Here is a 13149-nt window from a genome sequence, read left to right on the forward strand (position 1 = left end):
ATGGAGGCCGACGACCCGCTCTGGGAGGAATTCGCCGCCGAGACGGCCGAGCACCTGGATGCGCTGGAACACGGCCTCGCGGGCGACACCGCCATCGACGTGCTGTTCCGCGCGATGCACAGCCTCAAGGGGATGTCCTCGGCCATCGGGGCTTCGGGCCTCGCCGCGCTCGCGCACAAGGCGGAGGACGTGCTGGGCCTCGCCCGCGGCGGCAAGCTGGCGCTCGATTCACACGCGCGGGATGTGCTGCTGCAGGCGGTGGACGAGCTGCGCGGACTGCGCTCGGCGCTGCTGGACCAACGCCAGGACCGCCAGCCCCCGGCCGTATTGCTCGCGAATCTCGCTGCGCTGGCGGAGGGCCGGCCCGCCGACACGGAGGCGGCGCCGCCAGGTCCGGAGCCCGCGGCCCAATCCGTGGATCCGCTGCGCGCCACCATCGCCTCGCGCTTCGCCGCCGAATTCCCGCGCCTCCAGGGCGAGCCCGAGGCGGCACGCGCGCTGGCGCACGCGGCCCGGGAGGCCCGACTTCCGCGCCTCGCCGCGCTCTACGACGCGGTCCCCGGTGCGGCCGATCCCCTCGCCGCGCTCGGCCGGCTACGGCGCGCCCTCGGCCTGCTGCAGGCCGCGACCGGCGGCGATCCCGTGCCTCACCTGGCCGGCGACCTGCAACCCGCCGCCACGACGCTGGCGGCGGCACTGGACGCCGGCGATGCCTCTCTGCGCGACCTGGCCGAACGGCTTGCCGCTTGCGCCGACGCCGTGGGCGACGACCAAGCCGAGGCGCTGGCACGGCAGATCCAGGATCTTGCCGGGCGGGGTTCCGCGGAGGCCGAGGCCCGGCTGAAGGAGCTCGCCGAAGCTTTCCGTTCGGCGCTGCTGGCCCCGAAGCTCTCGCCTCTTTCCGAGCGTGCCCGGCCTCCGCCGCCGCCGCTGACGCCGGGCCTGGCGGCGGCGCTGCCCTCATCCGCCCACCCGCGCGCGGCCGCCGCGCTGGCCTCCGGCCACCGCATCTGGCGCCTGCGCCTGGGCCCGCTGCCGACGGCCGAGACGATCGCCGAACCCTTCCTCGCCCGTGTGGGAGAGGTGCTCGCCAGCGCGGGCCCGCCCGATGCCCTCGACATCTTCGTGGCGAGCGACATTCCCGCCGAGGAGCTGGCCGCCCTGCGCGCCGAGGCGGACCCCGACGGCACAGCCCTCGCCGACCTCGCCCCGGCGGATGCGCCACCGCCGGCGCCGACCATGCGCGTCCGGCAGGACCGGATCGACGCGGTCATCGCGCTGGAGGCGGAATTGCGCGCGGCCGCGCTGGCCCTTGGCGATGCGCTGGCCGCGCCGCAGGCCCAGGCCGCGCTCGACGACCTCGCGGCGCTGCAGGCCCGGCTCCCGACCGGCTCCGCGCTACGCGTCGGCTCGGCGCTCGAGAAGCTGCGGGCGGCCAATGGAGTCGCCGCGCGCGCGAGCCAGCGGCTGTCCATCGCGCTCGGCCAGCTGGACGAGGCGGTGATCGAGCTACGCGTCGTGCCCTTCGCCAACCTCGCCATGCGGCTGCCGCGCGTGCTGCGCGCGACCGCCGAATCACAGGGCAAGCAGGTCTCGCTCGAGGTGCGGGGAGAGGATGTGCAGATCGACCGCAGCCTCGCGGACCTGCTGGCCGACCCGCTGCTGCATCTGGTCCGGAACGCGGTGGACCATGGCATCGAGCCGCCTGCCGAGCGCATCGGCGCGGGCAAGCCCGCCACCGCGCGCCTCCTGCTGACGGCCGAGCGCCTGCCCGGCCGTCTCCTCGTCAGCATCGGCGACGACGGGCGCGGCATTGACGACAGCGCTGTCCTGGCGCGCGCTATCGATCGCGGTCTCGTCACACCGGATGCCGCCGCACGCCTGGGCGCCGATGAAATCCACGCTTTGCTCTTCCTGCCCGGCTTCTCGACGCGCGAGGCGGTGAGCGAGACTTCAGGTCGTGGCGTCGGGCTGGACGTCGTGCAGGACGCGGCCCGCCGTGCGGGCGGCGCCGTGCGCGTGGAAAGCCGGCTGGGCGCGGGCACACGCTTCGTGCTGGACCTGCCGTTAACCGCGGCGATTCAGCCGGTGCTGCTGGTGGAAGCGGCGGGCCATCCCTACGCCCTGCCCGCCGGCCGCGTCGAGGCGGTGGTGCGGCCGGAGCAGCTGGCGAAGGGACAGGCCATCACCACGCTGGAATCCATCCTGCACCTGCCGCCGGTCGAAAGCAGCGCCGTGGTCCTGCTTCGGCGTCCCGCCGGGGCGCTGGCGCTCGCGGTCCATCGCCTTGGGCGGCGGACGGACCTGCTGCTGAAGCCGCTCCACCCGGCGCTGGCCGGCACACCGGGCGTGGGGGGCGTTGGTGTTCTCGGCAACGGCGATCCTGTTCTGCTGCTGGAACCGGACGGCCTCTAGGGAAGGTAGCGCACCGCGAGGACCGTCACGTCGTCCGCCGGCGGGGCTCCCTTCACGAAGTCCGCCATGCCCCTCAGCAGCGCCTCGATGGCCGGCCCCGGCTCTATCTGGCCCGACAGCGCCTCCACGACGCGGTCCTTGCCGAAGAGATCGCCCGGTGCGTCCTGTGCCTCGGTCACACCGTCGGTCAGCAACAGCAGCGTCTCGCCGGGCGTCAGCGTGAAGCCCGTGCTGGAATACGGGAACTCCTCCATCACGCCGAGCGCCGGCTGGATGGAATAGCCGCCCATCATGCGCACCCCCGCATCCGAGAGCAGCAGCGGCGCCTCATGCCCCGCGACGCAGATGCGCCCCTCGCCGGTCTCCGCATCGAGCACGCCCAGCGCGGCGGTGACGAAGGTCATGTCCGGATTGTCGGCGGCGAGATCGTCATTGGCCAGGGCCAGCAGGCGGCCCGGATCGGGCACCTCGCCCCTAATTTCGGCGAGGCGCAGCCCCGCGCGGATGAGGCCCATGCTGCGCGCCATGGTCAGGCCCGCCGAGGCACCCTTTCCCGCTACATCCGCCACGACGAAGACCAAGTGCCCCGCGCCCACCCAGCGCATGTCGTAGAGGTCGCCACCCACTTCGCGCGCCGGCTCCATATGCGCCGCGACCGTCAGCCGGCCGCGGGAAAGCCCGGTGAAGTCCCGTGGCACCAGCGAGAGCTGTGCGCGGCGCGCGCTTTCCAGCTCCGCCTCCAGCGCACGCAGCCGCTCGTCCGCCAGATCGCGCAGGCGCTTCTTCTCCAGCACGGCCTGGAGGCGCGCCTTGAGCAGCGGCGGGTCGAAGGATTTGGGCAGGTAGTCCTCTGCGCCCAGCTCGATGCAGCGGATGACGCCGGACATCTCCGTCTGCGCCGAGATGACGATGACCGGCGGCGCCCCGTTCTGACCGTGGAGCCGCTCCAGCACGCCGATGCCGTCGAGCTCAGGCATCTCGAGATCCAGTAGGACGACGTCGAAGCGCTTGGCGGCGATGGCGGCCAGCGCCTCGACGCCATTCACCGCCATATCCGGCTCGCCATAGCCGAGCTCCGCCAGGCGGCGCTTCAGCAGCAGGCGGTTGAAGCTGCTGTCGTCGACAACCAGGATCTGCGCGCCGGCAGTCCCCGCAGGCGCTTCGCTCATTCCGGACGGGCCGCCATGCTCTCCACCGCGCTGCGCGATTCACTCGCCAGGCGGGACAGGTCGATCATCGTCACGGTGATTTCCTCCGCGGCCGTCGCGTTCGACTGGCCGATGCGCGTCAGGACCGCCACGCGCTCGTCGAGCGTAGCGATAGTGGTCTGCTGTTCTTCCATGGCCACGGCGATGGCGGCGGCCAGACGCGCGCTCTCCCCGCTCAGCCGCTCGAAATCGTCCATCGCCTCGCCCACCGCGGCGGCGGTGCCCGCGCCCTCGCGCGTGCGCCGTCCGGCGGCGAAGACCACGTCGGCGATCTCCTGCGCCAGCGCCTCGGTATTTGCGGCCAGCGCGCGTACCTCCTCCGCCACGACGGCAAGGCCGCGCCCATGCTCGCCCGCGCGCGCCGCCTCGATCGCGGCATTGATGGCGAGGATGTTCGTCTGCGTCGCGATCTTGGCGATGGTGCCGGCAATGCGGGTCACGCGCTCGGTATCGTCGCCCACGGCATCCACCGTCTCGATGAGCTGGCGCACCTTCTCGAGGCTCTGGCTCAGCAGGGCCTGTGCCCGTGCCGCCGTGTCACGCGCCTGCTGGGTGGATCGCCCGACGTCGGCCACGGCCTCGGTCGTATGCCCCAGCGCGTCGGAAACCTGGCGCAGCTCCGCCAGCTGGGTCATCGCGCCCTCGCTCACCTGGCCGATCGCCTGGCTGGCCTGTGTCGTGACAACGGCTGTCCGCCGCGCTCCTTCCAGCGCCTGCTCCATGAGGCGGTTCGAGTTGGCGAGGTTCGTCTTGAAGACCTCCACGGCGCGCGCCATCTCGCCGACCTGGTCGGCGCGGCCCGCACCGGGGACCTCAACCTCGGCGTCGCCGCGCGCGAGCTTCTGCATGGAACCCGCGAGGCGCGCGAGCGGCCGCGCCGTCAGCGCCACCAGCACGAACCAGACGAGCCCGAGACCGACCAGGCCCATCGCCCCGGCGACGAAGGTCAGGATCCGCCCCTCGCGCTGCAGCTGGTGGGCGCGGTTGAGGTTGCTGTCCGCATCCGCCTTCGCGATGCCCCGCGCATCGCTCGACAGCCGGTTGAAGGCGACGACCATGTCGAGCCATTCCTCCTGCAGCGGCGCATACTGGTCGCGCTGCCGGCGGGCGAAGGCATCGCGGACCCGGTTGCCGAGGTCCGGCAGGCGGGCGCGCATGTCGCGGGCGCCGGCGGCGGCCACCGGGTCGATGCGCGAACCCACAATGGACATCAGAAGGTCGAAGCTCTCGGTGATACCCTCCGCATTGCGCTCCATGCGCGGCGCGGTCACGGTCGGCGGCAGCACGCCGGCCAGCACCGCGGCGAATCCCTGCGCGAAATCCGCGACGTCGTTCGAGAAGTCGTCCACCGCCTCGATGGCGGCGCGGTCGCGGACGCCCATTTCCTCGATGATCACCCCTTGGCGCTGCTGGACGTAGAGAGAACTTCCCGCGAGCGCTGCGAGCACCAGCAGCATGAGCAGCAGGATCAGGGCGGCGCGGGTGCCGATCCGTCCCAGGAAACGCCCATGCGCCGGCGTCGCCGCACCGCCGCGCAGCGAGCCGGTGTAACCGGGGCCTGTCGAGGCCGGGACCTGTGTGTCGGGCGCCATCGGGGGCTAGGATAATCCTATTTCCCGCCCCGGGGCCAATGTCCTCCTAACAGGAGTTTCCTATGCTGCGCCGCATTCTGGTCGTGAACAGCAACACCACCGATTCCGTGACCGCCCGCATCGCCCTCGCGGCGGAGGCAGTCCGGCCCGAGGGCTTCGCGATCGAGACCGTCTCGGCGCCCTTCGGCCTGCCCCTCATCGTGACGCGCGCGGATTGGATGGTGGCCGGCCCCGCCACCGTGGCCGCGCTGGCCGCGCGGCGCGGCATGTTCGATGCCGCCGTCGTCGCCTGTTTCGGCGACCCGGGCGTCGAGGCCGCCAAGGAGATGTTCGACGTCCCCGTCATCGGCATCAGCGAGGCCGCCTTCCATGCGGCCTGCCTGCTGGGCCGGCGCTTCGGCATCGTGAGCTTCACCGCCGCGCTCCGCCCGATGTTCGAGGACTGCCTGGAGCGCGCGGGCCTCGCCTCCCGCTGCGCGGGCTTCCGCATGGGGCCCGCCTTCTCGGGGGATCCGGGCCGCGTCGCGGAGGAGCGGAGGGAGATGATCCTCACCCTTTGCCGGGAGAGCATCGAGCAGGATGGTGCGGAGGTGGTCATCCTCGCGGGCGGCCCGCTCGCGGGGCTGGCGCCGCTGCTGGCGCCCGACGTGCCGGTGCCGCTGCTGGACGGAACCGCCGCCGGCGTCCGCCTCGCGGCCGCCCTGGCCGGCCTGGCGCCCACGCAGCGCCCCCGACGGTCGCGCCCGCTCGCAGGCTATGAAGCGTCGCTGACAAGCCTGTACGGTTGAGCGGCCGACTCACTGCTTCGGCCGCGCCTCAGCATATCGGACGCTAGTCGGGAACCTCGACGGTTAGGGACAACAACCGGAACGAGTTGGTCTTGCCGTGCCCGTCGAGGTTGAGGCTGCCGTTCACGCCGCCCTCCAGCACCTCATCCACCACGAAATTGAAAGCATGCAGCTTCGGCAGGTCGTAGCGGCGGCAGGTGGTGGCGCCGCGATGACGGAACAATTCCAGCACCCGCGCCTCCGTCACCTGTTCCGCGAGCAGGTCGTAGTGCTCGGGCTTGTAGGGCATGAGCGACATGTTGAGGCGGTTGCCCTTGTCGCCCGCGCGGCTGTGCGCGATCTCGTGCAGCAGGACGGTCTTCATGCCGCGATCTCCCGGGCGGTGCGGACAGTAGCGCGCGTCGGCACGCGCTCCCGCAGGACGAGATGGCTGCGCGTCAGGATGCGCGGGGTCACGCGCCACCGCGCGCCGCCCGTTCCCGCCGTGCCGCAGCAGAGCATCGCCAGCACCTCGCGCGAGGCCTGGTCGGCATCGTCGCGATGGGGCGATTCGACGGCGAGGCGGATGCGGATATCCGGCGGCTCCGGCCCGTCATAGCCGCGCCAGAGCGCGCCCTGGTCGCTGTCGTGCACGCTGGCCACGCCGATGAGGTCCACGCGGGCCCGCACGTCGAGGCCGCGGATCTTCATGCGCTGCAGCAGAACATCGGCCGTGGCTCGGGCGCGGGCCAGCGCATTAGGCCCGGCGACCGAGACTTCGCCCTCGCCCAGCCAGCTTCCCTCGAAGCTCGCCGTCACCTTCAGCGTGTCGGGGCGCGCGTGCCCGCGAAGCCCGGAGATGGCAACGCGATCCCGGCCCGTCTGCTCCACCGCGCATTCGCCGATGTCGAGTACGACGTCCGGCGTGATGTAGTGCGAGGGATCATGCAGCTCGTAGAGCAATTGCTCCTTGATCGTGCGCAGATCCACGATGCCGCCGGTATTCGCGGCCTTGGTGATGGTGAGGCCGCCATCCGCCGTCACCTCCGCGATGGGGAAGCCGATATTCGCGGGGTCGGGAATGTCCTTGAAGCCAGGGTCCCAGAAGACGCCGCCGGTAACCTGGCTGCCGCATTCCAGCAGGTGCCCTGTGGCCGCCCCCAGGGCGAGCCGGTCCCAGTCGTCCATCCGCCAGCCGAAGTGATGCGCGAGCGGCGCGATGGCGAGCGCGGGATCGGAAGTGCGCCCTGCCACCACCACGTCCGCATCCTGGTTCAGCGCCTCGATCAGCGGCTCGGCGCCGATATAGGCATTGGCCGCGATCAGCCTCCACGCGCCCATGTCGAGCCCCGCATCGGCCTCGTGCACCGGCAGCTGGCCGCCCGCCACGAGGCCCGTGACGTCGTCGCCTTCCACCAGCGCGATGCGGAGATCGGGCAGGCCCTTCTGCAGCGCCAGCTTGGCCACGGCGCGGGCCGCGGCCGGCGGATTGGCCGCGCCCCAATTGCCGAGAAGCGGAATGCCGTGCTGCTTGGCGGGTTCCAGGATCGGGTCCAGCAGGCGCTCGAGCATCGGCTCGTAGCCCGCATTCGGATCCCGTCGCTTCTCGAGATGGGCCAGTGCGACCGTGCGCTCGCCCAGCGTCTCGAAGAACATGGCCGAGGGCCTGCCGCTGGCGATGAGCGTCTTCAGGACGGGGAGCGGCGCGTCCACGCGGTCGCCCGAGAAGCCGGCGCCGTTACCGACGAGAAAGGCGCAATCTGACATGAATTCCTCCGGCCTCGAGTGTCGGTCGCGACCGGAGCGCGGTCAATCGCTGTGGGGCGCCAGCACGCGCACCACGGCCCTTCGCCATTCGGCCTTGCGGCGCTCGGCTTCCTCCTGCGCCATCAGCGGTTCGAAGCGCCGGTCGAGGCGCCAATGCAGCGCCTCGCCGCCCGGCGGAGGAAGGAGGCCGGCCTGGTAACCCGCGAGATAGGCCGCGCCCATGGCCGTCGTCTCATGGGTCACGGAGCGATCGATCGGCGCGCCAAGGATGTCGGCGAGGAACTGCATCGTCCAATCGCTCGCCGCCATGCCGCCATCGACGCGCAGCACCGTATCGCGCATGCCGGGCCAGTCGCGCCGCATCGCATCGAGCAGGTCTGAGGTCTGAAGCGCCACGCTCTCCAGCGCCGCGCGGCAGAGTTCGGCGCGACCGGTGGCGCGTGTCAGCCCCAGGATGGCGCCGCGTGCGTCGGCATCCCACCAGGGTGCGCCCAGGCCCGTGAAGGCGGGCACGAGGTGGATGCGTTCCTCCGGATTGGCCCGGGCCGCGAGTTCCCCGGCTTCGGCTGGATTGCTGATGATGCCCAGCCCATCGCGCAGCCACTGCACCGTCGCACCCGCCATGAAGATCGAGCCTTCGAGCGCGTAGGTGCGCTGCCCAGCGATCTGCCAGGCGATGGTAGTGAGCAGGCGGTTGTGCGAGACGACCGCCTCCTGCCCCGTCACCAGCAGCGCGAAGCAGCCGGTGCCATAGGTGGACTTGATCATGCCCGGCGCGAAGCAGCCCTGGCCGATGGTCGCTGCCTGCTGATCGCCCGCCATGCCGAGGATGGGAATGCAACCGCCCAGCATGCGCGTTTCGCCCATATGGCCGGCACAATCGCGAACCTCCGGCAGCACGGCGCGCGGAATGTCGAAGAGCTCCAGCAGCTCGTCATCCCAGCAGCCGCGATGGATGTCGAAGAGCAGCGTGCGCGCCGCGTTGGTGGCGTCGGTCGCATGCACGCGGCCTTCGGTGAGGTGGTAGAGCAGGTAGCTCTCCACCGTGCCGAAGCACAGCTCGCCGCGCCTCGCCGCGTCGCGGGCACCGGGCGTATTGTCCAGCATCCAGGCGAGCTTCGTCGCGGAGAAGTAGGGGTCAAGAAGCAGACCGGTACGCTCGGTGATCAGCTTCTCGTGCCCCGCCTCGCGCAGCGCATCGCATTGCGCTGCGGTGCGGCGGTCCTGCCACGCCAGGGCGCGGCCAAGAGAACGGCCGCTCGCGCGGTGCCACAGGACGCTCGTCTCGCGCTGGTTCGTGATGCCGATGCCCGCCACATCCGAAGGCGAACCGCCTGCCTGCGCCAGCGCGCGGTTGAGCACCACGATCGCATGTGCCGCGATGTCCTCGGGCTCATGCTCCACCCAGCCGGGCGCCGGAAAATGCTGCGGCAGGTCGATCTGCGCGATTCCACGCTGCGCGAGCGATGCGTCATAGGCGATGGCGCGCGTCGAAGTGGTACCCTGATCCAGAGCCAGAATGAGTGGCACGCAACACCTATGGCCGCGGCTGCGACCACCCCCAGAACCGTTGACTTGGCATACAATTAGCACCTAATTTCAGTGCTTTCCATGAGCAGAAACGGAAACTCCCCCATGGTCAACAAGTTCGCCGCCGCTTTACTGGTGGCAGGTCTCGCCTCAACCCCGGTTCTGGCTCAGGACTTCAATCTCCGTCCGACATTCGGGACCATGGAGCTGACGACCAACTTCCAGCCCGATCCCCGTTCCATCGACGTCACCGCCGGCGGCAACATCAATTCCGAACGGCTGGGCAATGGCTGCACCGGCTCCATAGCCAATGCGCCGGATGTGCGGCTGCAGTACACGGCCGGCCAGTACCCTCTCTACATCTCGGTTCAGTCGGGAAGCGACACGACGCTGGTCGTGAACCTCCCGGACGGCTCGTGGGTCTGCAATGACGACATGAACGACCTGAACCCCGGCATCGTGCTGAACCGGCCGGCCTCCGGCCAGTACGACATCTGGATCGGCGTTTTCGGCGGTGGCGCGGGCGCCCCGGCCAAGCTGCTGATCTCGGAGATCCCGCCCCGGCGCTAGCCGCGGCGGATGGGCGGGGCTAGAATCCGGGCAGACCCCGCCCCTCAGGACTTTGCCATGCCCGTGAACAACAGCATCGCCGCCTTCGCCGAAGAGATGACCGAGTGGCGGCGGGACATCCACGCCCATCCCGAGCTGCTCTTCGAAGAGCATCGCACCGCCGAGCTGGTGGCGAAGAAGCTGGAGGACTGGGGTATAGAGGTTCATCGCGGCATCGCGGGAACCGGCGTGGTGGGCGTGCTGCGCAACGGCAGCTCCACGCGAACCATTGGCCTGCGCGCCGATATGGACGCGCTGCCCATGCCGGAGGAGACCGGCCTGCCGCACGCCTCGAAATTCCCGGGCAAGATGCACGCCTGCGGTCATGACGGGCACACCACCATGCTGCTCGGGGCGGCGAAATACCTCGCCGAGACGAAGAACTTCGACGGCACGGTGCATTTCCTGTTCCAGCCGGCGGAGGAAGGCGGCGGCGGCGCGCGGGTGATGATCGAGGAAGGCCTGTTCCAGCGCTTCCCCTGCGACAGTGTCTATGGCGTACATAACGATCCCGGCCTGAAGCTCGGCGAGACCTCCGTCGTGGCGGGCCCGATCCTCGCGGCCTCGGACCGCGTCACCATCACCGTGAAGGGCCGTGGCGGGCACGCCGCGCGGCCGCACATGTCACTGGACCCGATCGTGACCGGCGCGCAGATCGTGGTGGCGATGCAGGGCATCGTGGCGCGACGCGTCGACCCGCTGGATTCGGCGGTGATCAGCCTCTGCCAGTTCCATTCGGGCACGGCCAGCAATGTCATCCCCGACACCGCGACGATCAATGGAACCATCCGCACCCTGCGCGCCGAGACGCGCGACGAGATGGAACGGCTGATCACGCAGATCGCCACCAATATCGGCCTCGCCAACGACGCCGAGGTGGTGGTGGAGTACAAGCGCGGCTACCCGCCGACCGTGAACCACGAGGCCGAGACGGAACGCGCGGCGCTCGCCGCCGCCAAGGTCATGGGCACCGACCGCGTCATCCGCAAGCGCCTGCCCGCCATGGGCGCGGAGGATTTCTCCTACATGCTGATCGAGCGGCCGGGCTGCTTCCTCAAGCTCGGACAGGCCGGCGCCGACAAGGGCGGAGTGCCGGTGCACAACACCAAATACGACTTCAACGACGACCTGCTGCCCATCGGCGCGAGCTTCTTCGCGACGCTGGTCGAGCAGGAACTCGCGCGCGGCTGACCGTGGCGCGTGAGGCCGCGAACCAGGTTCCGGCCCGCCGCATCTCGGCGGACGGTGCTGCCGAGGCAATCGCGCGCCTCGTCGCCGCCGAGGTGCCGGTGAACATCGTCTACGGCTTCCAGCCCTATGCCGTGATGATGATGACACCGGACGATCTCGAGGATTTCGCCCTCGGGTTCAGCTTGACTGAAGGCGTCATCCAGTCGCGTGACGAAATCCGTGCCATCGCCACCGAGGAGGCAGAGGGTGGCTTGCGCGTGGTGGTGGAGCTGGAGCCGGGACGGCTGCGGGCGCTGCTCGCCGCGCGGCGCCTCCGCAACACCGCTGGCCGCACCGGCTGCGGCGTCTGCGGCATAGAGGAACTGGGCGAGATCCCCCTCGCCGAGCGCCGCCTGCAGCCCGCCGCCCCCCTGACGGCGGAGGCCATCAACCGCGCGCTGGGCGGGCTTGCCGCCGCCCAGCCGCTCAATGCCGCGACGCGCGCCACCCACGCCGCCGCCTGGGCGTCGCGTGACGGCGAGATCCTGTGGGTTCGCGAGGATGTCGGCCGGCACAATGCGCTGGACAAGCTCATCGGCGCGCTGCTGCGCCAAGGCGTCGACCCTGCATCGGGCTTCATCCTCATCACCAGCCGCCTCTCCTTCGAGATGGTGGAGAAAGCCGCCGTCTTCGGCGCCGACACACTCGTGGCGATCTCCGCGCCCACCTCGCTCGCCATCGAACGCGCACAGCGGCACGGCATGACTCTGGTCGCCATCGCGCGGCCGGATGGGCACATGGTCTTCGTCGAGCCGCCGCAGCCGGCCCTCGCCCGCTGAGCATGGAAGACCCGCTGTCGCTCCTGCGCGAGCCGATCGCGCGCATCCTGGCCAACCTCGCCGCGGTCGAGGGCACGGAAACATGGCCGCTCGAAAAAGCCGCCGGGCGGGTGCTGGTGCAGCCCATCGCGGCGATGCACGCGGTGCCGCCCTTCGACCAGGCGGCGATGGACGGCTATGCCCTCGGCGCCGGCGACGACACGCACTACCGACTGGCGGGAAGGCTCGCGGCGGGGGACGCCGCGCCGCAACCGCTGGGGTCCGGCGAAGCGGCGCGCATCTTCACCGGCGCCCCCGTTCCCGCCGGAGCCCGAGCCGTCATCCAGCAGGAGCGCGCCACCGCCGGCGCCGGATGGCTCGAGGCCCCCCCCGGCTTGCCCGCCGGCCTCAACATCCGGCGCGCGGGCGAGGATGTGGCGGCCGGCGGCGCCCTGCTCCCGGGCGGTCAGCGCCTGCGGCCGCGCCATATCGGCCTCGCCGCAGCCGCCGGTCATCTGGAGCTGCCTGTTCGGCGAAAGCTGCGCGTCGCGCTCGCCTCGACCGGCGCAGAGCTGCGCGGCGCGGGGAGCAGCCTCGGCCCCGCACAGATCCACGACTCCAACCGCCCCATGCTGCGAGCCATGCTGGAGGCACCGGACGTCGAGCTGCTCGACCTCGGCATCCTGGCCGACGAACCCGCGGCCCTGTCGCGCTCCCTGGCCCTGGCGGCGGAAACGGCCGATCTGGTGGTCAGCTCGGGCGGCGTCTCGGCGGGCGAGGAGGACCACATGCTGCGCGCCATCGCCGATGCGGGCGGCGAGGTCGAGGTGGTGCGCCTGCCCATCAAACCCGGGAAGCCCGTCAAGTTCGGGCGGATCGGCCGCTCGGCCGTGCTGGCGTTGCCGGGCAACCCCCTGGCGGCCTTCATCATTCAATGGCTGGTCGGCTGCCGCATGCTGGACGTGCTCGCCGGCACGCCGCCGCGCGCCCTTCGCGCGAGCCCTGCCCGGCTGGGTTTCGAGGAGGCCGTGAAGCCGGGCGAAAGAGTGGAGTTCGTGCCCTTGCGCATTGTCGCGACGGATGAGATGGGACTGCCCATCGTGGAGCGCCTCGGCCGAGGAAGCTCCGCGCGTCTGCTGCCCCTCTCGCAAGCGGATGCGATCGGTATCTTCGGCCCCGGAACTTCGCAACTGCAACGCGGAAAACTCGTTGGAATCTTGCCGGTAGAGGAATGAACCCGACGGTTTTCTTTCTTGACTTCGTTTAATCCGCG

The 13149-nt window shown here is 70.8% G+C and carries 11 protein-coding genes; 6 read left to right on the forward strand and 5 right to left on the reverse strand.

Annotation, left to right across the window (positions count from 1 at the left end; translation table 11 throughout):
- Nucleotides 1-2415 (forward strand): Hpt domain-containing protein, encoded by a 2415-nt coding sequence (locus WJM96_RS11455; protein WP_424812618.1) that lies wholly within the window; start codon nucleotides 1-3, stop codon nucleotides 2413-2415.
- Here WJM96_RS11455 and WJM96_RS11460 read toward each other — a convergent pair.
- Together WJM96_RS11460 and WJM96_RS11465 are read right to left on the reverse strand one after the other, a co-directional pair.
- On the reverse strand, nucleotides 2412-3584 hold the full coding sequence (locus tag WJM96_RS11460; RefSeq protein ID WP_424812619.1) for a PP2C family protein-serine/threonine phosphatase: 1173 nt from the start codon (nucleotides 3582-3584) through the stop codon (nucleotides 2412-2414). The genes WJM96_RS11455 and WJM96_RS11460 overlap by 4 nt on opposite strands.
- Entirely contained in the window at nucleotides 3581-5215 is a 1635-nt protein-coding gene (locus WJM96_RS11465; RefSeq protein ID WP_424812620.1) for a methyl-accepting chemotaxis protein, read from the reverse strand. The genes WJM96_RS11460 and WJM96_RS11465 overlap by 4 nt, the downstream gene beginning before the upstream one ends.
- A 62-nt stretch (nucleotides 5216-5277) precedes the next feature.
- Between WJM96_RS11465 and WJM96_RS11470 the strand changes: the two genes are divergently transcribed.
- Complete coding sequence (locus tag WJM96_RS11470; RefSeq protein WP_424812621.1) at nucleotides 5278-6003, forward strand: aspartate/glutamate racemase family protein; 726 nt, start codon at nucleotides 5278-5280, stop codon at nucleotides 6001-6003.
- Between the two features lie 43 nt (nucleotides 6004-6046).
- On the opposite strand, the gene WJM96_RS11475 is transcribed toward WJM96_RS11470, so the two are convergent.
- From WJM96_RS11475 to glpK, 3 genes are read right to left on the reverse strand one after another with little or no spacing between them, the layout of a single operon-like run.
- On the reverse strand, nucleotides 6047-6367 hold the full coding sequence (locus tag WJM96_RS11475; protein ID WP_424812622.1) for an AtuA-related protein: 321 nt from the start codon (nucleotides 6365-6367) through the stop codon (nucleotides 6047-6049).
- On the reverse strand, nucleotides 6364-7749 hold the full coding sequence (locus WJM96_RS11480; RefSeq protein WP_424812623.1) for an acyclic terpene utilization AtuA family protein: 1386 nt from the start codon (nucleotides 7747-7749) through the stop codon (nucleotides 6364-6366). The genes WJM96_RS11475 and WJM96_RS11480 overlap by 4 nt, the downstream gene beginning before the upstream one ends.
- Nucleotides 7750-7791: 42 nt before the next feature.
- Entirely contained in the window at nucleotides 7792-9279 is a 1488-nt protein-coding gene (gene glpK / locus WJM96_RS11485; RefSeq protein ID WP_424812624.1) for a glycerol kinase GlpK, read from the reverse strand.
- Nucleotides 9280-9480: 201 nt separating this feature from the next.
- Between glpK and WJM96_RS11490 the strand changes: the two genes are divergently transcribed.
- Genes WJM96_RS11490 through WJM96_RS11505 form a run of 4 tightly spaced genes read left to right on the forward strand, consistent with a single transcriptional unit; the run spans nucleotide 9481 to nucleotide 13111 of the window.
- The gene (locus tag WJM96_RS11490) at nucleotides 9481-9849 is read left to right on the forward strand and encodes a hypothetical protein (RefSeq protein ID WP_424812625.1); all 369 of its coding nucleotides are present in this window, start codon (nucleotides 9481-9483) and stop codon (nucleotides 9847-9849) included.
- A 57-nt stretch (nucleotides 9850-9906) separates the two neighbouring features.
- Nucleotides 9907-11079 carry a M20 aminoacylase family protein gene (locus WJM96_RS11495; protein WP_424812626.1) on the forward strand — a complete coding sequence of 391 codons (1173 nt, stop codon included), beginning with the start codon at nucleotides 9907-9909 and terminating at the stop codon, nucleotides 11077-11079.
- A gap of 2 nt (nucleotides 11080-11081) precedes the next feature.
- A complete protein-coding gene (gene fdhD, locus WJM96_RS11500) occupies nucleotides 11082-11897 on the forward strand; it encodes a formate dehydrogenase accessory sulfurtransferase FdhD (RefSeq protein WP_424812627.1) in 816 nt (271 codons plus the stop codon).
- A 2-nt stretch (nucleotides 11898-11899) separates the two neighbouring features.
- The gene (locus WJM96_RS11505; protein WP_424812628.1) at nucleotides 11900-13111 is read left to right on the forward strand and encodes a molybdopterin molybdotransferase MoeA; all 1212 of its coding nucleotides are present in this window, start codon (nucleotides 11900-11902) and stop codon (nucleotides 13109-13111) included.
- Nucleotides 13112-13149 lie beyond the last annotated feature (38 nt).

Source organism: Roseococcus sp. YIM B11640 (genome assembly GCF_049727625.1).
GTDB lineage: Bacteria > Pseudomonadota > Alphaproteobacteria > Acetobacterales > Acetobacteraceae > Roseococcus.

Coding starts and splice junctions, on each gene's coding strand:
- WJM96_RS11455 (WP_424812618.1), top strand. CDS start 1: ATGGAGGCCGACGACCCGCTCTGGGAGGAATTCGCCGCCGAGACGGCC.
- WJM96_RS11460 (WP_424812619.1), bottom strand. CDS start 3,584: ATGAGCGAAGCGCCTGCGGGGACTGCCGGCGCGCAGATCCTGGTTGTC.
- WJM96_RS11465 (WP_424812620.1), bottom strand. CDS start 5,215: ATGGCGCCCGACACACAGGTCCCGGCCTCGACAGGCCCCGGTTACACC.
- WJM96_RS11470 (WP_424812621.1), top strand. CDS start 5,278: ATGCTGCGCCGCATTCTGGTCGTGAACAGCAACACCACCGATTCCGTG.
- WJM96_RS11475 (WP_424812622.1), bottom strand. CDS start 6,367: ATGAAGACCGTCCTGCTGCACGAGATCGCGCACAGCCGCGCGGGCGAC.
- WJM96_RS11480 (WP_424812623.1), bottom strand. CDS start 7,749: ATGTCAGATTGCGCCTTTCTCGTCGGTAACGGCGCCGGCTTCTCGGGC.
- WJM96_RS11490 (WP_424812625.1), top strand. CDS start 9,481: ATGGAGCTGACGACCAACTTCCAGCCCGATCCCCGTTCCATCGACGTC.
- WJM96_RS11495 (WP_424812626.1), top strand. CDS start 9,907: ATGCCCGTGAACAACAGCATCGCCGCCTTCGCCGAAGAGATGACCGAG.
- WJM96_RS11505 (WP_424812628.1), top strand. CDS start 11,900: ATGGAAGACCCGCTGTCGCTCCTGCGCGAGCCGATCGCGCGCATCCTG.